The organism is Gordonia terrae (assembly GCF_001698225.1).
Classification (GTDB): Bacteria; Actinomycetota; Actinomycetes; order Mycobacteriales; family Mycobacteriaceae; genus Gordonia; species Gordonia terrae.
On the sequence record NZ_CP016594.1, the window covers coordinates 3,725,869 to 3,746,406 of the forward strand.

Consider the following 20,538-nt stretch of genomic DNA (forward strand, 5'->3'; position numbering starts at 1 on the left):
CGGGGACGGCTCCGGGGAGCGATGTGCCGGTGGGATTCCGACTCATAGCGTCGATGACCATGACCGGATCAGCACACATCCGAAACACCAGGCCGGACAACGACTTCCCCGACCCGAAGAGTTTCGCCGCACGCCGGAGACGGTCGCGGTGGTGGGCCGCGACCCTCACCCTCGCCGTTCTCTTGACCGGCCAATGGATCTCGACCGCGCACGCCGTCGCCGGCCCACTCCTCGCGCCGACGAGCACGACGGTCGCGGCACCTCCGGACGATGCCGACAATCCCTACGCGGCCGTGGTCGTCGCCCTGGTGGGACCGCGCCCGGCGACCGCGATGGCGTCCCTCCCGGCGTCCTTCGTCGCGGCGCAGGGGTACGTTCCCCAGGTCGTCGACGGATACCCGGTCGATCCGGACGGGGACTGCTCGTCGCCGGTTCCGTTGCCGCAACACTTCACTTCCCTGTGCCGCACCCATGACTTCGGTTATGACCTGTTGCGGGCGGCACAGCATGACGGCGCCCCGCTCGGAGCGTGGGCCCGGATCGCCCTCGACCGCATGCTGATCGACCGGATGTACGCGTCCTGCCGGACGCCTACGTGCACGACAGCCGCGCACGGCGCCCGGATCGGGCTGGCGTGGAACACGTGGCGTCAGTACGGCGGTCCCCCCACCCGGGGCGAGACGCTGCCGGCACTGGTGTACACGAGCTTCCAGCGCGCCCTGGTCGACCCGGACGAGTACGAGGTGCGGCAGCGATGACGTCGCATCGAGACCCGCGGCGGTTGCGCGACAGCACATTCGGGTCGTGGCCGCACCCGACCGTCAGTGTCGCGGTGATGCTCGGCCACCTCGCCGCGCTCTACCCGGGCACCCTGCCACGCGATACGACGACCACCGCGGTCCTGACCACTGTGTTCAGCGCGCTGGGGGCGTGCACCGGGATGGTCCTCGCACGGCGCAGCAAGCGCAGGCCGGATGACCAGGCGCGGCGCATCGTGTTCGGCTCTTGCCTGGTGATCCTCGGATGCGCGGTCGGCATGGCGGTCTGGTGGCAGAACCTCATCCGGTCCGCGGTCGACGTCGCACCCGCGGGTGTGGGGTGGTTCGCCGCGGCGACACTGCCGGCCGCCGTGGTCGTGGTGGCGATCGTGGCTGTCCCGCGGACCGCCGCGGTGGTCGCCGCCGGAGGCCTCGCACTCACGGCCGGACTGCTGGCACCCGCCGATGCCGGCGCCGACGAACAGCGGTTGCCGGTCTCGTCGTCGGCGCAGCACGACCCGGAAACGCTACTGCGGGGCGAGCTGAGGGTCGGTGAGTTCGACGCGGCCGCAGCCGATCTCACGCGCAGGTGGACCGCGTCGGGAGGACTCTCGGCGCGTGCGGTCGTGGTTGCGGTGCCGACCGGGTCGGGCTGGGTCGATTCCGCGGCCGTCGACGGATTCGACAGTCGTTTCGCCGGCGACGTCCGGATCCTCGCCCTCCCCTACGACCGGGTTCCGTCGTGGCAGGCCTTCGTGTCCGACCGGTCCGGATCCGCGGAGTCGGCGATCGCCATGGTGTCGGCGCTGGCGACCGTGCTCGACGGTGTCCCCGCGCACGAACGTCCGCGAGTGATTCTCCACGGGCAGAGCCTCGGAGCCGTGGGTGCCGACGCCGCGCGGGTGTGGCTGGAGAACGAGCACTCGTCGTTGCTGGCCGAGACCGTGCTGGTCGCCCCGCCGGCGGGAACCGTCACCCCGATCTCCCGCACCCCGCGAACGGTTCTCGCCAATTCCAGCGATCCCGTGGTGCGCTGGTCGCTCACCGAACTGTGGCGTCCGCACCGAGCGACCGACGACACCCATGTCCGTGGTCCGCGGGTACCCGACGCGCCGTGGTTGCCCGTGATCAGCTTCGTACAGACCAGCGTCGACCTGCTCGGCGCGCTCGACGGGGCGGCCGGCGTCGGTCATCGGTATGGATCGGAGCAGGCCGGACCGCCACACCCGTTGCGGAACTGAGGCTCCGCCGCGCCGGCGCGGCTCGAGGGTCCGTCAGACGATCGGGCCGCGAGCCGCTTCGTAGGAGGCGCCGACGCGGTACAGCCGGTCGTCGGCGAGGGCGGGGGCCATGATCTGCAACCCGACCGGCATCCCGTCGTCGACCGACAGCCCCGACGGCACCGACATCGACCCGATGCCGGCGAGATTCACCGGCAGCGTGCACAGGTCGAACAGGTACATCGCGAGCGGATCGTCGACCTTCTCCCCGATCGGAAACGCGGTGGTCGGAGTGGTCGGCGAGATCAGCACGTCGACCTTCTCGAAGGCGGTGGCGAAGTCGCGCGAGATCAGGGTGCGGACCTTCTGCGCCTGCCCGTAGTAGGCGTCGTAGTAGCCCGACGACAACGCATAGGTGCCGATCATGATGCGGCGCTTGACCTCTGGCCCGAAGCCCTGTTCGCGGGACAGCGCCATGACCTCGTCGGCCGAATGCGAGCCGTCGTCGCCGACGCGCAATCCGTAGCGCATCGCGTCGAAGCGCGCCAGGTTCGACGACACCTCCGACGGGAGGATCAGGTAGTAGGCGCCGAGCGCGTAGGTGAAGTGCGGGCAGCTGACCTCAACCACCTCGGCGCCGCGCTCCTCGAGGAGCTTGACCGCCTGGTGGAACGAGTCGAGCACGCCCGACTGGTAGCCCTCGCCCTGCAGTTCGGTGACCACACCGATCCGGACGCCCGTCAGATCCCGCTCGGCGCCCTCGCGGGCAGCCGAGACCACGTCGGGCACCGGCACGTCGATCGAGGTGGAGTCACGCGGATCGTGCCCGGCGATGATCTCGTGCAGCATCGCGGTGTCCAGGACGGTGCGGCCACACGGTCCGCCCTGGTCCAGGGACGAGGCGCATGCCACGAGTCCGTACCGCGAGACCGTGCCGTAGGTGGGTTTGACCCCGACGGTCGCGGTGACGGCGGCCGGCTGGCGGATCGAACCACCGGTGTCGGTGCCAATCGCCAGGGGCGCCTCGTACGACGCGAGCGCCGCTGCGCTGCCGCCGCCCGAGCCACCCGGGATCTTGGTGGGGTCCCACGGGTTCCGGGTCAGCTGATACGCCGAGTTCTCGGTCGAGCTGCCCATGGCGAACTCGTCCATGTTGGTCTTGCCCAGGATCGGGATACCCGCGGCACGAAGGCGTTCGGTGACCGTGGCGTCGTACGGCGGCACCCAGCCCTCGAGAATCCTGGAGCCGCACGTCGTGGGGGCGTCGACCGTGGTGAAGACGTCCTTGAGCGCGATGGGCACGCCCGCGAGAGCCGACGGGGTCTCACCGGCGGCGATCGCGTCGTCGGCAGCCTTGGCGGCAACCAGCGCTTCGGCGCCGCTCACGTGCAGGAACGCGCCGAGTTGGTCGTCGATCTCGGCGATGCGATCGAGGTGAGCCTGGGTGACCTCCACCGAGCTGACCTCGCGCGCACCGATCTTGGTGGCGAGTTCGGCGGCGGACAGTCCGGTCAGATCACCCGCGGGACGCGGCGCTGCGGCACTGGAACCGGGGGCGCTGGAATCGGGACTCACTGCTCTTCTCCCAGGATCTGCGGGACGGCGAACCGGTCCTGTTCGACCGCGGGCGCACCGGACAGCGCGGCGTCGGTCGTCAGGCCGGGAACGACGACGTCGGGACGCAGCACGTTCGCGAGCTCGGCCGGGTGGGCGGTGCCGGGCACATCGTGGGCGGCCACCTCCGACACCGACGCGACGTGGGTCAGGATCGAGTCCAGCTGCTCGGCGTAGACATCGAGTTCGTCCTCGCTCAGTGCCAGTCGCGACAGTCGCGCCAGATGCGCGACCTCGTCCCGCGATATGGACTTCGGTTCGCCAGCCACTGCAGCGTCCTTCCTCACATCATTGTTCGTGTCGTCCTCTGTGCCGCCCTCATCGCGTCGTGGACACGGTTCGCGCAACGTCTCCAGACTATGGGAACCCGCGACGCGGACTCACCCCAGCCACCCGTTGGGCCGCGGGCGCTGCGCGCACCACGCGCGTGGGTGCGAGAATGTCGCACGTGTCCTACCTGTTGCGGGTCTATCTCGAAGACCGGCCGGGCAGCCTCGGCGTGCTCGCCGTGCAGCTCGGCTCGGTCGGTGCAGACATCCTGTCCCTCGAGGTCGTCGAGCGCGGCAACGGCTACGCGGTGGACGATCTCGTCGTCGAGGTGGCCCCCGGCGCCCTGCCCGACAGCCTGATCACCGCGGCCGAGAAGGTCAACGGTGTCCGCGTCGACTCGATCCGGCCCTACTCCGGGGTCCTGGACACCCATCGCGAACTCGAGCTGGTCGACCAGGTGGCCACGGCCGGTCGTGACCGGCTGCAGGTCCTCGTGGACAACGCACCCCGGGTGCTACGCGTCTCGTGGGCGATGGTCATCACCCCCGCGAGTGGCGGCGTGTTGCAGCTCTTCGGCTCGTCCGGGGCTCCGGAGACACCGTTGACCAGGGCCGACTGGCTTCCTCTCGAGAGGGCCACCGAGCTGGATGCCAACGGCGACTGGGTACCGGGTGCGTGGCAGGACATGGACACCCGCCTCGCCGCGGCGCCGCTGGGCTCGGAGTCGAAGGCGATTCTCCTCGGACGTATCGGCGGACCGGACTTCCGGCCGTCCGAGGTCGCGCGGCTCGGTTACCTCGCGGGGATCGTCAGCACCGTGTTGCGCACCGAGAGCTGAGAGCCGGCCACATCGGGCCGTCCCGCGGGCATCATGGACTGATGACGTCCATCACTCTGGTTCAGGGCGACATCACGACGCAGTCGGTCGACGCGATCGTCAACGCCGCCAATTCGACGTTGCTCGGCGGTGGTGGGGTCGACGGCGCGATCCACCGGCGCGGCGGCCCGGCGATTCTCGCCGAGTGTCGGGAGCTCCGCGCGGGTCCCTACCGCCGCGGCCTGCCGGTCGGCGAGGCGGTGGCCACCACCGCGGGCGACATGGATGCGCGCTGGGTCATCCACACCGTCGGTCCGGTCCACTCCTACGACGAGGACCGCTCCGACCTCCTCGTCTCCTGCTACCGCGAATCAGTACGTGTCGCAACCGAACTGGGTGCCACCACGATCGCCTTCCCGGCGATCTCGACCGGCGTGTACGGCTGGCCGATGGACGACGGGGCCCGCAGGGCGGTCGAGACGGTACGCGCCGCGGTGCCGGACACGTCGATCGAAGAGGTCCGGTTCGTCCTGTTCGATCAGCGCGCCTACCGCGCGTTCGAGTCCGCGTTGGGCTGAACGATCACTCCGCTTCGCCGGTCTCCAACAGCCGCTTGAAGGCGTCCTCGTCGAGCACCGGCACGCCGAGCTGTTCGGCCTTGTCGGCCTTGGTCCCCGGCGAATCCCCCACCACCACGTAGTCGGTCTTCTTCGACACCGAACCCGACGCCTTGCCACCGCGCTGCAGGATCGCCTCCTTGGCCCCGTCACGGGAGAAGTCCACCAGCGAGCCCGTCACCACGATCGTCTTGCCCTCCAGCGTTCGGACGATCGACTCATCCCGTTCGTCCTCCATGGAAACGCCTGCAGCCCGCCACTTCTCGACGATGTCCCGGTGCCAGTCGACGGTGAACCAGTCATGGATGGACTGGGCCAGGGTCATCCCCAGCCCTTCGACCGCGGCGAGTCGTTCGATGTCGGCGGCCTCGATCGCCTCGAGCGAACCGAACTCGGTGGCCAGGGCGCGGGCGGCGGTGGGCCCGACGTGGCGGATGGACAGCCCGACCAGCACGCGCCACAGCGCCACGTCCTTGGCCTTGTCGAGGTTCGCCAGCAGTCTCTTGCCGTTGGCCGACAGCGCACCCGCCTTGGTGGTGAACAGGTCGGTGCGGACCAGATCGTCGGCGGTCAGCGAGAACAGGTCGCCCTCGTTGGTGAGGACCCCCGCCGACAGCAGGGCCGACGCAGCCTCGTAGCCGAGCGCCTCGATGTCGAAGGAACCGCGGCCGGCGAGATGAAAGAGCCGCTCGCGCAACTGAGCCGGGCAACTCTCCTGATTCGGGCAGCGAAGGTCGGCGTCGCTCTCCTTCTCCGGCCGCAGCGGTGTGCCGCATGCCGGGCATTTCTCCGGCATCTCGAACTCGACTTCGCTGCCGTCACGGAGGTCGACGACGGGTCCGAGGACCTCGGGAATCACGTCGCCCGCCTTGCGGATGGTCACGGTGTCGCCGATCAGCACGCCCTTGCGCTTGACCTCCGATCCGTTGTGCAAGGTCGCACGGGACACCGTCGAACCGGCGACGAGGACCGGCTCGAGGACCGCGAAGGGGGTGACGCGGCCGGTCCGTCCGACGTTGACCTGGATGTCGGAGAGCTTGGTGGTGGCTTCCTCGGGCGGGTACTTGTAGGCAATGGCCCACCGCGGCGCACGCGATGTGGACCCGAGGCGTCGTTGCACGGTGACGTCGTCGGCTTTGACCACGATGCCGTCGATCTCGTGCTCGACGTCGTGACGGTGTTCGCCCCAGTAGGTGATCTTGTCGAGGATCTCGTCGGCACCGGACACCTTGGTGGTGTGCGTCGACACCGGTAGACCCCAGGCGCCGAGCGCCAGGTAGGCATCGTGCAGGGACTCCGGCCGCCAGCCCTCGGTATGCCCGATGCCGTGGCAGATCATCCGCAGCCTGCGGCGGGCGGTGATCTGCGGGTTCTTCTGGCGCAGCGAGCCGGCGGCCGAGTTGCGCGGGTTCGCGAAGGGCGCCTTGCCCTCCGCCACGAGGGAGGCGTTCAGCGCCTCGAAGTCCTCCACCCGGAAGAAGACCTCGCCGCGCACCTCGAGGACCTCGGGAATCGGGTACTCCGCGGACTCGGCCAGGCGCATCGGGATGTCGTCGATCGTGCGTGCGTTCAGCGACACGTCCTCACCGGTGCGGCCGTCGCCGCGGGTGACGCCCCGTTCCAGGACCCCGTTCCGGTACACCAGCGCGAGGGCCACCCCGTCGATCTTGAGTTCGCAGAGGAAGTCCACCCGGGTGCCGGCGTCGGCGACCACGCGGTCGACCCAGGTGCGCATCTCGTCGTGGTCGAAGACGTTGTCCAGCGACATCATTCGCTCGAGATGGTCCGCCGGGGAGAATGCCGTGGAGAATCCACCACCGACGAGCTTGGTGGGTGAGTCCGCGATCGCGAGTTCCGGATGCGCTTCCTCGAGTGCCTGCAGACGCCGAAGGAGGAGATCGAACTCGCCGTCGGTGATGACCGGCGCGTCCTTCACGTAGTAGCGGAACTGGTGCTCGCGGATCTCCTCGGCGAGAGCCGTCCACTCCTCGCGAAGGTCTCCCTCCGGCCCCGACTGCTCGGTGACCGGCTGACCCGACTCCGTTGTATCTGCCACGCTCCGAGGGTATCGGAGCAGTCGGACAGACCCAGCTCGTCAACCGATGTCTCGTTCGCGCGGTACTGCTTCCCTCCCGCTGATGAGATCCGATCAGCGGGACGGAGACGGGACCGCGGGAGTTTCCGCGCCGACGATCACAACGGACCGAGCTTGGCCACCGACCGTTTGGGTGCGATCTGGCGGTAGCTGGTGTCGAGCAGTTCGCCGACCTCGTCCCAGTCTGTGTCGTCGTCGAGGATCAGACCCACCCAGCCTGCGGGGCCGAGATAGGCGGGTAGGAAGAACCGCGGATCGTCCAGCAGGGCGGGCCGTTCGGAGTCGTCGGCGAGGACCAGGATCGACTGGTCGTGGCGAACCTTGCTGCCTTTCACGCCACCGCCGTAATTGCCGAACATCTTGCCGCAGCGGAAGGTCGGCCGACCATGCGCGACGACCTCGGTGGCGTCGGGTAGCGCGAGCGCGATCTCGCGGATCCGGCCCAGATACGGGTCCGCGTCGTCGAACATGATCGGGTGCGGCATACCGACGAGGATAGGTCTGGCGCGTCGAACCCGCAGTGTTTTCTACAGCGCCGAGGGATCGCCGGCCAACAGCTGACCGGCTTCGGCGGTGATCGCCAGCGCCGACTTGGCCCAGCTTGCCGAGGCACCGGCGAGACCACAGGTAGGCGCCACGATGACATTGTCCGCCAACACTTTCCGGTTCAGTCCGATGCGGTCGGTCAGCGCGGCGAGTTCGGTGGCCACGCGTTCGGCCGCCAGCGGGCGGTCGGGCGCGGTCGAGGGCACGCGTCCGGCGACGAGCACGCCGCCGCGATCGACGAGGGCGCCGATGCCGTCGAGATCGGTCGCCGACGGCTTGGTGACATCGATCGAATACGCGACGCCGGGGAGGTGCTCGAGCAGGTCCCATCGTGGTCGGCCGCAATCGTGCAGGATCACCGGCGCACCGACGTGGTCGACGAGTTCGGTGAGTGCTCGCGCCACCTCGACCACCGGTACCGCCCGGATGGGGTCGAAGCGCGTCAGCGGCTTCACCGCGCCGTCGATGACCTGGCCGATCATCGGCTCGTCGAGCTGGACCACCACGCGCGCACCGAGCCGGCGTTCCACCTCGGCGACATGCTCACGCACACCCTCGGCCGTCGACTCGACGATGTCGCGGACCGCACCATGGTCCTTGAGGACTCGCTGCCCATTGGCCAGCTCGACCGACGCCGACGTGGTGAACGGACCGGCGACCTGCACCTTGAACGGGCGACCGGTGCCGACGAATCCCGCGGTCTCCCAGAGTTCCTCGACGACGTCGAGGTCCTCGGCGAGGAGATCTGCCGCCCGCCGGGCCAACCGGGAATGGCGTTGGGCGAGGCGGTATCCCCACGTCGCGGTGTCCATCGGCAGGTCAACGAGGATGGCTGCCATCCGGCCGATCAGATCCGAGCCGATGCCACGACCGGGGAGTTCGACGAGGTGCGTGAAGTCGAGCTCACCGTTGACCACCTCGGCGGCGGCACGCGCGTCGGTTCCGGGCATCGAACCCACGCCGGTGCCCACGCCGGTGGGCAGCCCCGATCCGGTCACGGAGACGGTACGACAGTCGGCTGCGACGAGGTGGTGGCGATCCGCCCGCACCCGACGACCTGGTCGCCGCGTCGGGCATCGGGCAGATACAGCACCGCGGCCTGACCGCGGGCGACGCCGGTGAGCGGCTCCTGCAGCGCGATCTCGATTCCGGGCTCGCCGTCGACCATGGTCGCGGTTGCCCGCACGGGCGCGAGTCCGCCGTGGGCCCGGACCTGCACCATGGCGTCGAAGGGTTCGTCGGGGGTGACCCCCGACGTCCAGACCGCGCGGGTGGCGGTGATCCCCCAGACCTGGAGATCGGCGGCCGTCCCGACCGTCACCGTCCCGGAGTCCGGATCGATCTCGGTGACATAGCGCGGCTTCCCGTCGGCGGCCGGTGCCTCGACCCCGAGGCCCTTGCGCTGACCGATGGTGAAGCCGTGGACACCGTCGTGCTCGGCGAGACGCTCACCCGACGACGCGTCGACAATCGCTCCCGGCCGGACGCCGATGCGGGCACCGAGGAACGCGCGGGTGTCACCGCTGGGGATGAAGCAGATGTCGTGGGAATCCGGCTTGTCCGCGACGGCCAGACCGCGCCGGGCCGCCTCGGCCCGGATCTCGGACTTCGGAGTGTCGCCGATAGGGAACATCGCCCGCGACAACTGGTCACGCGTCAGGACGGCGAGCACATAGGACTGGTCCTTGTCGGCATCGACCGCGCGCCGCAACTCCCCGTCGACGAGCTGGGCGTAGTGGCCCGTGGCCAGCGCGTCGAACCCCAGGGCGACCGCCTTGTCGGCGAGGGCGGCGAACTTGATCTTCTCGTTGCACGTCAGGCAGGGGTTCGGCGTGCGTCCGGCCGCGTAGGCCTCGACGAATTCGTCGATGACGTCGTCTTTGAATCGGTCGGCGAAATCCCAGACGTAGAACGGGATTCCGAGGACGTCGGCCGCCCGGCGGGCGTCGGAGGCATCCTCCCGCGAGCAGCAACCGCGCGAGCCCGTGCGCAACGCACCCGGCGCCGTGGACAATGCCAGGTGAACTCCGACCACCTCGTGGCCGGCCTCGACCGCTCGTGCCGCGGCGACCGCCGAGTCGACGCCGCCACTCATCGCCGCCAGTACTCGCATCAGGAGATCCTTCCGCCGGGGACGGACACCAGACCCGCGGCCCGCGCCCGGTCGACGACCTCGTCGATGACCGCGGCGACCGCATCGATGTCGGCGTCGGTGGTGGTGTGGCCGAGGGAGAAACGCAACGACGATCGGGCATCGGCCATGTCGAGCCCCATCGCCAGCAGCACATGGCTGGCCTGAGCGACGCCGGCGGTACAGGCCGATCCGGTCGAGCACTCGACACCCTTGGCGTCGAGGAGCATCAGCAGCGAGTCACCCTCGCACCCGGCGAACGACACGTGCACGTTGCCGGGAAGACGACCGGCGCCATCGGCACCGTTGAGCACCGCCCCGTCGACGCCGAGCAGTACGTCGGTCAACCGGTTCCGCAGCGCTCGGACGTGCGCGGTGGTCGCATCCAGGTTCTCGACGCACCACGAGAGAGCGGCAGCCATGCCGGACACGCCGGCGACGTCCTGGGTTCCCGACCGCACGTCACGTTCGTGCCCGCCACCGTGCAGCAGCGGAACGCATCCGACGTCGCGACCGAGGAGCAGGGCTCCGACGCCCTGCGGGCCGCCGAACTTGTGGGCGGTCAGGCTGAGTGCGGACAGGCCGCTCGCGGCGAAATCGACCGGCAGGTGGCCGACCGCCTGGATCGCGTCGGAGTGCACCGGGACCCCGAACTCGGACCCCAGCGCGGCGATCTCGGTGATCGGCTGGATCGTGCCGACCTCGTTGTTGGCCCACATGATCGAGATGAGGGCGGTCTCGTCGGCGTGCGCCTCGAGCTCGGCGCGCAGGTCGGCCGGCGAGACCACACCGTCGGCGTCGACGGGCAGCAGCACGAGTTCGGCGTCGCCCTCGTCGGCGAGCCATTGCGCGGGGTCGAGAACCGCGTGGTGCTCGACGGCGGAGGTGATGATCCGGCGACGGCGCGGGTCGGCGTTCCGGCGGGACCAGAAGATCCCCTTGATCGCCAGATTGTCGGACTCGGTCCCGCCCCCGGTGAACACGACCTCGGAGGGCCGGGCGCCGACGACCGCGGCAATGGCCTCGCGCGCTTCCTCCAGCCGGCGTCGCGCGGTGCGGCCGGACCCGTGCAATGACGAGGCGTTACCCGGCTGGGCGAAGACGGCGGTCATCGCCTCGACGGCTTCGGGCAGCATCTGCGTCGAAGCGGCGTGGTCGAGGTAGACAGGCGCCTTCACGGGCGGTCGGCTTGGCACGGGCATCGCTAGCAAGGATAAACGCGCGTCGGTCGCCGACAAATTCCACGATCGGGTCGCCGATCGGCGACCCGACCCCTCACCGACCCGACTCCTGCCGCTTGTCAGCGAGCGCGGACGCCGAAATCGCGCGTATAGGCGGATCGACCCGTCGTCCTCAGACCCGCTCGAGGTAGAAGTACAGGTGACGACCGTCGATGACGCCGCCCTTGCCGTTCATGATCCCCATCACCGTGGTGTCGTCGACGCGCTTGAAGTGATCGATGACCGGCTGGCCGTCGTAGACCATCGACGCGGTGATCTCGCCGCGGAACTCGATCGCCCACAGGCTCGCCTCGCCCTTGCCCAGCTTCGTGTTGGAGTAGAGGTCGCCGTTCTCGTCACGGCACACCAGCGGCTGTACGTCGCTGCGCGAGGTGAAGGTCTTGCCGAACCAGTTGGCCTTGGCGAGCATGCCGTTGATGGCGTGCCCGGTCGTGAACTCCCCGCCCTTCCAGGCGCCGAGCATCTCCTCGGGTCGCAGCGTCGACAGTCCGGCCCAGACGGTGTCGAGATCGGCGTCGTCAACCCGGCCGTCGACATCTCGGAGTTCGAAGAACCTGGTGCGCGCGGCTTCTCGGGTTTGGGTGGACGTCATCGTCGCCTCCTGGAGGTACGCGGTTGATCGTCCGCAGAGCTACGGACGGCTACCCGAGAAACCTATATGAGAGAACGGATGATGTCACTTTCGGTGACCGCGCGCGGACCTGCCACGACGCGCTCGCACCGACCTGCCAGTTCGCGGCGATCCCGGCCCGGCTCCTCGGGCGGGTGGATGATCATCGTGACGGCGAGGCCGCGTGCCCGCAGAACCCGCCGCAGGGTGTCGGCCGGGGTGTCCGCGCCGATGAAGCTCGGTGCCGTCGCCGTCGTTCCGTCGGTGCCAACGAAGCGGAGTTTCACCGGCACCACCGGCACGTTCGCATCGATCGCGGCCTGGAAGAAGGCGGGGCGGAACGCGCCGCCGGACCGACCGCAATAGGTGGTGCCCTCGGGGAACACGATCACCGACGAATCGCGGTGCAGCCGCCCGGCGACCTCGCCGACCGTCCCCGGCAGCCCGCGAAGCGTGCCGCGGTCGACGGCGATGACGCCGAACCTGCGCGCGAGAGACGACACCACCGGCATCCCGACGACATCGGATTTGGCGACCACGTGCGCGGGGCTGACCAGTGCGAGGGCGAGGACATCGAGGAACGAGATGTGGTTGGCGACCACCAGACCCGGACGCGCCGGATCGGATCGTCGGTCCTCGACGTCCACGGAGATGCCCAGAGCGGCGAGCAACGCACTCGACGCAGGGGCGCGGAGGGCGCGCGGCGGTCGTCGCCGCAGGCGCGCCACCGACCCGGCCGCCAGGACGGCCCAGAGGATCCACACCACGACCGCGGCGAGACGGCACAGGCGCCACGCGACGATCGTCGCGTCGGAGATCGCGTCGATCCGCCGCGCCGCCGTCACGCCGATGCAGCCTTCGCCGCAGGTGCTGATCGGGAACCACGGGTGGGCGAGCCCGCCGGTCGAGCGGACCGTGGAGCACTGGGCGTGACCGCGACGCGGACCAGCCGTGCGCGGAGCGACCGGATCGACCAGCAGCGCGGTCATCGCGCCGCGCCTCCGGGCGCCGGCACCGCGTCCGTACCGGGCGATCCGAGCCGTCTGGCACTCGATCGCAGCCGGTCGAGGTAGCGCTTGTTCGCACCCTCTCGGTCGAGCAGGGTCAGGAAGTCCGCGACGTCGAAGACGTCGTCGACTGCCGGCTCGCCACAGATCCGGGCACCGAGTCGGAGATACCCGCGCATCAGCGGCGGCATCGCGACCGTGTCCGCGGGCACGATGTCGTCGAGCAGGCGGCCGCCGATGCGGGCCGCCGCCAGTGGGTGTGCCCGCCGCCGGAGGTCCTGGTGGTCGTCGCGCAGTCGGTCTCGGAGGGCGCGCAACGACGATCCCGGGTGCCACTCCCCCGGACTGTGCAGCGGCACCGACACGCACCCCATCAGGTAACGCAGACCGGCGTCGTCCATGTACTGGAGCAGCGCCGCCCACATGAGCGCGGTCACCGAGCCGTCGCGGTACGCGGAGTGAACACAGGCTCGGCCCAATTCGACCGTGGCGGAGACGATGTCGTTCATCTCGCGGAGATCGAACTCGGTGGCCGAGTACCAGCCGCCGGCGGCGATGGCCCGGGCCGGCGCGAGGAGACGTGCGCAGCCGACGACACCGTCGTCGTCGTGGCGGACGATGAGGTGTTCGCAGAAGGCGTCGAACCGGTCGGCATCGCGTCCGGTGACCGCGTCACCGATGCGGTTGGAGAAGCCGGGCTCGTCGGCGAAAACGCGGTACCGCAACTCCTGCGCGGCGACGATGTCGGCGGGATCGTCGGACACGATGACGCGGATGGGTCCCGTGGTGAGCAGGGTCGTCGGTACGGCCCGCGTGAACCGTGCGCGCGAGACGTGGCTGGTGCGGACTGGCGACTGCATGGCGTTCATGACTCGAATGAAAGCCAGACCGGGCGTCGGCGGGACCACCGCAGTGTGTCGTGTCGGTGCGGGTTCGATGAACTCGGGCCGCCATCGGGTGAACATGCTTCGCGACGGTCACCTGCGGGTGAACGACCCCCGAACGCACGGTGACCCCCGACACGGAGTCGGGGGCCACCGGGTTGTGGAGCTGATCAGCGCAAGATCACTTGCGCTTCTTGACCTCTTCGGTCAGCTGCGGCGCGACGTTGAACAGGTCGCCGACGATGCCGTAGTCGGCGATCTCGAAGATCGGGGCCTCTTCGTCCTTGTTGACGGCCACGATCGTCTTCGAGGTCTGCATGCCGGCGCGGTGCTGGATGGCGCCCGAGATGCCCAGTGCGACGTACAGCTGCGGCGACACGGTCTTGCCGGTCTGACCGACCTGGAACTGACCCGGGTAGTAACCGGAGTCGACGGCCGCACGCGAGGCGCCGACCGCGGCACCGAGCACATCGGCGAGTTCCTCGACGACCGAGAACTTCTCGGCACTGCCGACACCGCGACCACCCGAGACGACGATGGACGCCTCGGTCAGCTCGGGGCGGTCGCCGCCGACATTCGGCTCGACCTTGGTGATCTTGACCGCGCCCTCGCCCTGAGCGGGGACCTCGACATCGACGCGCTCGCCGGCACCGGCCTGCGGAGCGGCCTCGACGCCACCGGGGCGGATCGAGAAGACCGGCACGTCGCCCTTGGCCTGGGCGTCGACGGTGAAGGCGCCACCGAAGATCGAGTGGATGCCCACGCCGCCTTCCTTGACGTCGACGATGTCGGCGAGGACGCCGGAGCCGAGGCGCACGGCCAAGCGTCCCGCGATCTCCTTGCCGTCGGCGGTCGCCGGGACGAGGATGCCGGCCGGCGAAGCGGTCTCGGCGATCGAGGCGAGGACGTCGACCTGCGGGGTGATGAGGTAGCTGCCCGCGTCGTCGGACTCGGCGACGTAGATCTTCTCGGCGCCGGCCTCCTTGAGGCCGTCGAGGATGCCGTCGGCCGAGCCGGGCTTGCCGACGACGACTGCCGACGGGGTGCCGAGAGCGCGGGCGGCGGTGATGAGCTCGCTGGTGACTTTCTTCAGGGCGCCTTCGGCGTCCTGTTCCACGAGAACGAGTACTTCTGACATGGTGGTTATCTCCTGAATGTCTGGGGGTTCGCCGGTGGTCTGCGTCGAGAAGGTCAGATGATCTTCTGGCCGACCAGGTACTCGGCGACCTTGGTGCCGCCGTCGCCTTCGTCGGTGACGCGCTCGCCCGCGGTCTTCGGCGGCTTCGGGGTGTTCGCCGTCACGACCGAGCCGGCATTCTCCAGGCCCACATCGCTCGCCTCGACGTCGATCTCGGCGAGGGTGAGAACGGTGACTTCCTTCTTCTTCGCGGCCATGATGCCCTTGAAGGACGGGAAGCGCGGCTCGTTGATCTTCTCGTTGACGCTGACGATGGCCGGCAGGCTCGCCTCGACATGGAAGATGCCGTCGTCGGTCTCGCGCTCACCCTTGAGGGTCTCGCCCTCCAGGGTCAGCTTGCGCAGGTGCGTGAGGTGCGGCAGCTCGAGGTACTCGGCGATCATGGCCGGGATGGCCCCCACCCGACCGTCGGTGGCCTCGTTGCCGGCGATGACCAGCTCGACACCCTCGACCGTGCCGAGTGCCCGCGCGAGGACGTATGCGGTCTGCACCGCGTCCGAGCCGTGCATGAGGTCGTCCTTGATGTGGATCGCCTTGTCCGCACCCATCGACAGTGCCTTGCGGATGGCGTCGGTCGCGCGCTCGGGGCCCGCCGTCAGGATGGTGACCTCACCGCCGTCGGCCTCCTTGATCTTCAGCGCTTCCTCGACCGCGCGCTCGTTGATCTCGTCCAGGACGGCGTCAGCGGCCTCGCGGTCCAGGGTGTAGTCGTCATCGGACAACTTGCGCTCGGACCACGTGTCGGGAACCTGCTTGATCAGTACGACAATGTTTGTCATGGGTCTACGTCGACCTCCTGCATCGGGTTCGGCAACTTACCGGCGGGTAAGGCCATGGGTCTTCACCACTTTAGCCTCTCCTATGGTTCCACTAAACATCGACTACCTCACACAATGGACATGACCGGTCGCTCGCTCGGTACGACGGCCCCGGCAACCGGAGGGCATGCCCTACTCTCTCTCAGATGACTGACGCAGACCTCGGATCGTCGCGCGGGACGGCAACCACTGGTCTCGAGGCGCTCGACACCGACCAGCAGCTCGCGCTCACCGGCGAGCGCACGGTCCCGGGAATTCCCGCCGAGAACTACTGGTTCCGGCGCCACGAGATCGCCTATCGCCACATCGCCGGCCGATGTGCCGGGCGGGACGTCCTCGAAGCCGGGTCCGGCGAGGGTTACGGCGCCGCGATGATCGCCGCCGCCGGGGCGTCGTCGGTGGTCTGCGTCGACTACGACACCGCCGCCGTCGAGCACACCCGCCGCCGGTATCCCGAGCTCGTCGTCCACGAGGGCAACCTCGTCGACCTCCCGCTCGCCGACGCCTCGGTCGACGTCGTGGTCAACTTCCAGGTGATCGAACACCTCTGGGACCAGCCGCGCTTCGTCGCCGAATGCCACCGCGTGCTGCGCCCCGGCGGCGTGTTGCTGATGTCGACGCCCAACCGCATCACCTTCTCCCCCGGTCGCGACACACCGCTCAACCCGTTCCACACCCGGGAGCTGGATGCGGCGGAACTCACCGAGCTCCTCATCGACGGAGGCTTCGTGGTCGACGCGATGCTCGGCGTCGCGCACGGACCGCGCCTGCAGACGCTCGACGCCAAGTGGGGCGGTTCACTCATCGACGCCCAGATCGAGCGCGCACTCGCCGGTGAACCCTGGCCCGACGAACTCGCCGCGGATGTCGCCGGCGTGGTCGCCACGGACTTCGAGGTCGTCGACTCGGGCGAGCACGACATCGACGCCTCCCTCGACCTGTTCGCGGTCGCGTTGCGGGGCTGAGTGTGACCACCGGAACCGCTTCCGTTCCGGGCCAGTTCACACTGGTCCTGCATTCGCATTTGCCGTGGTTGGCCAATCACGGACGCTGGCCGGTCGGCGAGGAATGGCTGTACCAGTCGTGGGCGGCGTCGTATCTGCCGTTGGTCGACGCGCTCGAGCGTCTCGCCGCCGACGGGTTCACCGATCAGCTCTCGTTGGGCATCACGCCGGTCCTGGCCGCACAGCTCGACGACCCGCATTGCGCGTCGTCGATGTACGAGTGGCTCGCCGACTGGCAACTGCGCGCCACGCAGGCCGCGATGTCTCGCGACCCCGACCGCGCGGCCGCGGGACGGCGTGAGTATCTCGACGCCCAACGCGCTCTCGACACCTTCGCCAACCGGTGGCGCCACGGCGCGTCGCCACTGATCCGCGGGCTGGCCACCAGCGGGGTCGCCGAGATCCTGGGTGGTCCCCTCGCCCATCCCTTCGCGCCGCTGCTCGACCCGCGACTGCGCCACTTCTCACTGACCGAGGGGCTCGCGGACGCCCACGCGCGCTGGGGTTTCGATCCAGTCGGCATCTGGGCCCCGGAATGTGCCTTCGCGCCGGGGATGGAGACCGAGTACGACCGCGCGGGTGTGCGCCACTTCATCGTCGACGGCCCCGCCTTGCACGGGGACACCGCGCTCGGCCGCCCGGTCGGCGACAGCGCCGTCGTCGCCTATGGACGTGATCTGACGGTGAGTTATCGCGTCTGGTCGCCGAAGTCGGGCTATCCGGGCCACGCCGCGTACCGCGACTTCCACACGTACGACCACGACACCGGGCTCAAGCGGTTCCGGGTCACCGGCCGGACCGTGTCCGGAGAGGACAAGAAGCCGTATGACCCCGCTCGGGTCGACGCGGTTCTCGACCGGCACGTCGAGGACTTCGTCGCGCACGTCCGCGCCCGCCTCATCGACGAGTCCGACCGGATCGGCCGTCCCGCGCTGGTCGTCGCGGCATTCGACACCGAATTGTTCGGGCACTGGTGGCACGAGGGCCCGATCTGGCTCGAGCGGGTCCTCCGCCGCCTGCCCGAGGTCGGGGTCACCGTCGGAACACTCGCGGGCGCAACGCAAGCCGGATTCGTCGGTGCGCCCTTCGACCTCCCCCGCTCGTCGTGGGGCTCGGGCAAGGACTGGCGGGTGTGGAACGGTCCGGCCGTGCAGCACCTGGTCGACCTGAACGCGGAGGTGACCGAGACGGCCCTCGACGCGGTGACCAAGTTGCGGCACCGAGGCGGCGGGCGGAATCGCGTGGCCGATCAGATCCTGCGCGAGACGCTCCTGACCGTGTCGTCGGACTGGCCGTTCATGGTGTCGAAGGACACCGCCGCGCAGTACGCTGTGGCGCGAGCTCACACGCATGCGCACGCCACCCGCGAGATCAGCGACGCGGCGATGCGAGGCCGCGACGACGCTGCCGAGACGCTCGCCGCCAACTGGTCGCGCGCCGACAATCTCTTCCCCGCACTGGATGCGCGTCGGCTGGAGACGACGCTGACTGCCGACCGGGACAGGGCTGCGCGTACGAGCGTCGACGGGATGAGCGCCGGGGGAATCGTCACCGAGGGGGAAATCGGATGAGGGTGTTGTTCGTGTCGTGGGAGTACCCGCCCGTGGTGGTCGGCGGACTCGGTCGGCACGTCCATCACCTGGCGACCGAGATGGCCGCCGCGGGTCACGACGTGGTGGTCCTGACCCGGCGACCGTCGGGAACCGACGCAGTGAGTCACCCGACGACGGACACCGTCGTCGAAGGAGTGCGCGTCGTGGCCGTCGCCGAGGATCCGCCGGAGTTCGAGTTCGGCCAGGACATGATGGCGTGGACGCTCGCCATGGGGCATGCGTTCGTGCGGGCGGGGTTGCGGGTTCTGCACGGCGCCGGGAGCGGAGCGAGCGAGCCGGGGGCGCGGTGGGTGCCCGACGTGGTGCACGCGCATGATTGGCTGGTCGCCCATCCGGCCATCGCACTGGCCGAATTCTTCGACGTTCCTCTGGTTTCCACGATCCACGCGACCGAGGCCGGACGGCACAGCGGATGGGTGAGCGGCCGGACGAACCGGCAGGTGCATTCGGTGGAGTGGTGGCTGGTGTCGGAGTCCGATGCCCTCATCACGTGTTCGGCGTCGATGCGCGACGAGGTGCACCGACTGTTCGGGTACGACGCCGCCGACATCACGGTGATCCACAACGGCATCGACATCCGCACGTGGCCGTTCGCGGAGCGTTCGCGGACGGGCGGTCCGGCGGAGTTGCTGTTCGCGGGGCGGCTCGAATACGAGAAGGGCGTGCAGGATCTGCTGGCCGCGCTCCCGCGGATCCGGCGTAGCCATCCGGGGACGACGCTGACCGTCGCCGGTGACGGCACCCAGCGTGACTGGCTGATGGAGCAGGCGCGCAAGCATCGGGTCAGCAAGGCGGTGACCTTCGTCGGTCCGGTCGACCACGGCGAGCTGGTCACGCTGATGCGCCGCTGCGACGCGATCGTCCTGCCCAGCCGCTACGAACCGTTCGGGATCGTGGCGCTGGAGGCGGCGGCGACCGGCGCGCCGCTGATCGTGTCGACCGCGGGTGGCCTGGGCGAGGCGGTCCGCGAGCCCGACACCGGCCTGACCTTCGCGCCTGCGGATGTCGCGGGTCTCGCGGCGGCGGTCCGCGCGACGCTGTCCGACCCGGGGGCGGCGGCGCAACGCGCGCTGCGGGCCCGTGCGCGGCTCACCGCGGAGTTCTCGTGGGCCGAGGTCGCGGAACGAACCGCGAGCGTGCACCTCGCGGCGAAGCGTCGGGTCCGGCACGCCGTCGGACGACCCGACATCCCGGAACGCCCTCTGCCGGAACGGGACCCGGGGCAGGCGTAGGCCTTCCAGTCAGCTCAGTACATCTAGTCGCGCTCGGCCGCGGCCTTTTTGCGTTCGATGTCGGCGAGGGCGCGTTCGAGTTCGGCGCGCTCCGCGGCAGACGACGCCCAGTCGTCCATCCGGTTCTTGACCACACGGGCGGGTGCGCCGACCGCGATGGCGTAGTCGGGGATGACGCCCTTGACCACCGCGTGCGAGCCGAGGACGCATCCTCGGCCGACGATCGTGTTGCGCAGGACCGACACCTTGGCCGCCACCCACGTGTCCGGGCCGATCCGCACCGGGCCCTTCACGATGCCCTGGTCTTTGATGGGCAGCGTGATGTCGTCCATCTTGTGATCGAAGTCGCAGATGTAGCACCAGTCGGCGATGAGGGTGGAGCCGCCGATCTCGAGGTCGAGGTAGGAGTTCACCACGTTGTTGCAGCCGAAGACGGTCTTGTCACCGATGCGGAGGCTGCCCTCGTGACAGCGGATGGAGTTGCCGTCGCCGATGTGCACCCAGCGTCCGATCTCCATGCGGGCCAACTCGGGTGTCGCGTGGATCTCGACGTTGCGCCCGAGGAACACCATGCCCCGCAGCACGATGTGCGGGTTGGCCAGACGAAACCGCGCGAGACGGTAGTAGCGGACGAGGTACCACGGTGTGTACGCGCGATTGCGTCTCACCCAGCGCAGCGAGTCCAGGGTGAGGAAACGCGCCTGGTCGGGGTCGCGGCGTCGGCCCGCGCGCCGGCGGGACCGGTACGAGGCGTTCCACATGGTGGTCATGACGAGAAACCCTAATCGACGCGATTTTCGCGCACGATAGGCTCACTGCTGGCACGCTCGGGTGCCGTTTCGATGGCATGGGTGCCGAGCGAG

The 20,538-nt window shown here is 69.4% G+C and carries 20 protein-coding genes; 7 read left to right on the forward strand and 13 right to left on the reverse strand.

The annotated features are described in order from the left end of the window. Positions 1–59: 59 nt before the first annotated feature. Entirely contained in the window at positions 60–758 is a 699-nt protein-coding gene (locus BCM27_RS16720) for a hypothetical protein (RefSeq protein WP_239450612.1), read from the forward strand. Then, positions 755–1,999 carry an alpha/beta-hydrolase family protein gene (locus tag BCM27_RS16725; protein ID WP_004019292.1) on the forward strand — a complete coding sequence of 415 codons (1,245 nt, stop codon included), beginning with the start codon at positions 755–757 and terminating at the stop codon, positions 1,997–1,999. Before BCM27_RS16720 ends, BCM27_RS16725 begins: the two co-directional genes overlap by 4 nt. Before the next feature lie 33 nt (positions 2,000–2,032). On the opposite strand, the gene gatA is transcribed toward BCM27_RS16725, so the two are convergent. Together gatA and gatC are read right to left on the reverse strand one after the other, a co-directional pair. Next, positions 2,033–3,553: an Asp-tRNA(Asn)/Glu-tRNA(Gln) amidotransferase subunit GatA gene (gene gatA, locus BCM27_RS16730; RefSeq protein ID WP_004019291.1), complete on the reverse strand. Its 1,521-nt coding sequence runs from the start codon at positions 3,551–3,553 to the stop codon at positions 2,033–2,035. Beyond that, positions 3,550–3,861 carry an Asp-tRNA(Asn)/Glu-tRNA(Gln) amidotransferase subunit GatC gene (gene gatC / locus BCM27_RS16735; RefSeq protein ID WP_004019290.1) on the reverse strand — a complete coding sequence of 104 codons (312 nt, stop codon included), beginning with the start codon at positions 3,859–3,861 and terminating at the stop codon, positions 3,550–3,552. The genes gatA and gatC overlap by 4 nt, the downstream gene beginning before the upstream one ends. A gap of 170 nt (positions 3,862–4,031) precedes the next feature. Between gatC and BCM27_RS16740 the strand changes: the two genes are divergently transcribed. Both BCM27_RS16740 and BCM27_RS16745 read left to right on the forward strand, forming a co-directional pair. After that, a complete protein-coding gene (locus tag BCM27_RS16740; RefSeq protein WP_004019289.1) occupies positions 4,032–4,700 on the forward strand; it encodes an ACT domain-containing protein in 669 nt (222 codons plus the stop codon). A gap of 41 nt (positions 4,701–4,741) precedes the next feature. Then, entirely contained in the window at positions 4,742–5,257 is a 516-nt protein-coding gene (locus BCM27_RS16745) for an O-acetyl-ADP-ribose deacetylase (protein ID WP_033203976.1), read from the forward strand. A 4-nt stretch (positions 5,258–5,261) separates the two neighbouring features. Here BCM27_RS16745 and ligA read toward each other — a convergent pair whose 3' ends face one another. From ligA to BCM27_RS16795, 10 genes are all read right to left on the reverse strand, one after another. After that, positions 5,262–7,352, reverse strand: coding sequence for an NAD-dependent DNA ligase LigA (gene ligA / locus BCM27_RS16750; protein ID WP_004019287.1), 2,091 nt, complete (start codon positions 7,350–7,352; stop codon positions 5,262–5,264). A gap of 137 nt (positions 7,353–7,489) precedes the next feature. Beyond that, on the reverse strand, positions 7,490–7,876 hold the full coding sequence (locus BCM27_RS16755) for an MmcQ/YjbR family DNA-binding protein (RefSeq protein ID WP_004019286.1): 387 nt from the start codon (positions 7,874–7,876) through the stop codon (positions 7,490–7,492). Positions 7,877–7,918: 42 nt separating this feature from the next. After that, positions 7,919–8,935 carry a uroporphyrinogen decarboxylase/cobalamine-independent methonine synthase family protein gene (locus BCM27_RS16760; RefSeq protein ID WP_004019285.1) on the reverse strand — a complete coding sequence of 339 codons (1,017 nt, stop codon included), beginning with the start codon at positions 8,933–8,935 and terminating at the stop codon, positions 7,919–7,921. After that, the gene (mnmA, locus tag BCM27_RS16765; protein WP_004019284.1) at positions 8,932–10,050 is read right to left on the reverse strand and encodes a tRNA 2-thiouridine(34) synthase MnmA; all 1,119 of its coding nucleotides are present in this window, start codon (positions 10,048–10,050) and stop codon (positions 8,932–8,934) included. The genes BCM27_RS16760 and mnmA overlap by 4 nt, the downstream gene beginning before the upstream one ends. Beyond that, positions 10,050–11,270 carry a cysteine desulfurase family protein gene (locus tag BCM27_RS16770; RefSeq protein ID WP_172622063.1) on the reverse strand — a complete coding sequence of 407 codons (1,221 nt, stop codon included), beginning with the start codon at positions 11,268–11,270 and terminating at the stop codon, positions 10,050–10,052. The genes mnmA and BCM27_RS16770 overlap by 1 nt, the downstream gene beginning before the upstream one ends. A gap of 151 nt (positions 11,271–11,421) precedes the next feature. Beyond that, the gene (locus BCM27_RS16775; protein WP_004019282.1) at positions 11,422–11,901 is read right to left on the reverse strand and encodes a DUF4334 domain-containing protein; all 480 of its coding nucleotides are present in this window, start codon (positions 11,899–11,901) and stop codon (positions 11,422–11,424) included. Between the two features lie 62 nt (positions 11,902–11,963). Next, on the reverse strand, positions 11,964–12,908 hold the full coding sequence (locus BCM27_RS16780) for a lysophospholipid acyltransferase family protein (protein WP_004019281.1): 945 nt from the start codon (positions 12,906–12,908) through the stop codon (positions 11,964–11,966). Continuing rightward, entirely contained in the window at positions 12,905–13,891 is a 987-nt protein-coding gene (locus BCM27_RS16785; RefSeq protein ID WP_004019280.1) for a GNAT family N-acetyltransferase, read from the reverse strand. The genes BCM27_RS16780 and BCM27_RS16785 overlap by 4 nt, the downstream gene beginning before the upstream one ends. 100 nt (positions 13,892–13,991) lie before the next feature. Next, a complete protein-coding gene (locus tag BCM27_RS16790) occupies positions 13,992–14,948 on the reverse strand; it encodes an electron transfer flavoprotein subunit alpha/FixB family protein (protein WP_004019279.1) in 957 nt (318 codons plus the stop codon). Between the two features lie 53 nt (positions 14,949–15,001). Further along, positions 15,002–15,787 carry an electron transfer flavoprotein subunit beta/FixA family protein gene (locus BCM27_RS16795; RefSeq protein ID WP_004019278.1) on the reverse strand — a complete coding sequence of 262 codons (786 nt, stop codon included), beginning with the start codon at positions 15,785–15,787 and terminating at the stop codon, positions 15,002–15,004. A 185-nt stretch (positions 15,788–15,972) separates the two neighbouring features. Here BCM27_RS16795 and BCM27_RS16800 point away from each other — a divergent pair, with 185 nt between their 5' ends. Genes BCM27_RS16800 through BCM27_RS16810 form a run of 3 tightly spaced genes read left to right on the forward strand, consistent with a single transcriptional unit; the run spans position 15,973 to position 19,675 of the window. Next, positions 15,973–16,791: a class I SAM-dependent methyltransferase gene (locus BCM27_RS16800; RefSeq protein ID WP_004019277.1), complete on the forward strand. Its 819-nt coding sequence runs from the start codon at positions 15,973–15,975 to the stop codon at positions 16,789–16,791. A gap of 2 nt (positions 16,792–16,793) precedes the next feature. After that, entirely contained in the window at positions 16,794–18,401 is a 1,608-nt protein-coding gene (locus tag BCM27_RS16805) for a 1,4-alpha-glucan branching protein domain-containing protein (RefSeq protein ID WP_004019276.1), read from the forward strand. Next, positions 18,398–19,675, forward strand: a complete 1,278-nt coding sequence (locus BCM27_RS16810) for a glycosyltransferase family 4 protein (RefSeq protein ID WP_033203978.1) — start codon at positions 18,398–18,400, stop codon at positions 19,673–19,675. The genes BCM27_RS16805 and BCM27_RS16810 overlap by 4 nt, the downstream gene beginning before the upstream one ends. Before the next feature lie 23 nt (positions 19,676–19,698). Here BCM27_RS16810 and BCM27_RS16815 read toward each other — a convergent pair whose 3' ends face one another. Further along, positions 19,699–20,445, reverse strand: a complete 747-nt coding sequence (locus BCM27_RS16815; RefSeq protein WP_004019274.1) for an acyltransferase — start codon at positions 20,443–20,445, stop codon at positions 19,699–19,701. Positions 20,446–20,538: the final 93 nt, after the last annotated feature.

Coding starts and splice junctions, on each gene's coding strand:
- BCM27_RS16800 (WP_004019277.1), top strand. CDS start 15,973: ATGACTGACGCAGACCTCGGATCGTCGCGCGGGACGGCAACCACTGGT.
- BCM27_RS16785 (WP_004019280.1), bottom strand. CDS start 13,891: ATGTTCACCCGATGGCGGCCCGAGTTCATCGAACCCGCACCGACACGA.
- BCM27_RS16815 (WP_004019274.1), bottom strand. CDS start 20,445: ATGACCACCATGTGGAACGCCTCGTACCGGTCCCGCCGGCGCGCGGGC.
- BCM27_RS16795 (WP_004019278.1), bottom strand. CDS start 15,787: ATGACAAACATTGTCGTACTGATCAAGCAGGTTCCCGACACGTGGTCC.
- BCM27_RS16720 (WP_239450612.1), top strand. CDS start 60: ATGACCGGATCAGCACACATCCGAAACACCAGGCCGGACAACGACTTC.
- BCM27_RS16810 (WP_033203978.1), top strand. CDS start 18,398: ATGAGGGTGTTGTTCGTGTCGTGGGAGTACCCGCCCGTGGTGGTCGGC.
- BCM27_RS16725 (WP_004019292.1), top strand. CDS start 755: ATGACGTCGCATCGAGACCCGCGGCGGTTGCGCGACAGCACATTCGGG.
- BCM27_RS16770 (WP_172622063.1), bottom strand. CDS start 11,270: ATGCCCGTGCCAAGCCGACCGCCCGTGAAGGCGCCTGTCTACCTCGAC.
- BCM27_RS16790 (WP_004019279.1), bottom strand. CDS start 14,948: ATGTCAGAAGTACTCGTTCTCGTGGAACAGGACGCCGAAGGCGCCCTG.
- BCM27_RS16755 (WP_004019286.1), bottom strand. CDS start 7,876: ATGCCGCACCCGATCATGTTCGACGACGCGGACCCGTATCTGGGCCGG.
- BCM27_RS16780 (WP_004019281.1), bottom strand. CDS start 12,908: ATGACCGCGCTGCTGGTCGATCCGGTCGCTCCGCGCACGGCTGGTCCG.
- BCM27_RS16740 (WP_004019289.1), top strand. CDS start 4,032: ATGTCGCACGTGTCCTACCTGTTGCGGGTCTATCTCGAAGACCGGCCG.
- BCM27_RS16745 (WP_033203976.1), top strand. CDS start 4,742: ATGACGTCCATCACTCTGGTTCAGGGCGACATCACGACGCAGTCGGTC.
- BCM27_RS16775 (WP_004019282.1), bottom strand. CDS start 11,901: ATGACGTCCACCCAAACCCGAGAAGCCGCGCGCACCAGGTTCTTCGAA.
- mnmA (WP_004019284.1), bottom strand. CDS start 10,050: ATGCGAGTACTGGCGGCGATGAGTGGCGGCGTCGACTCGGCGGTCGCC.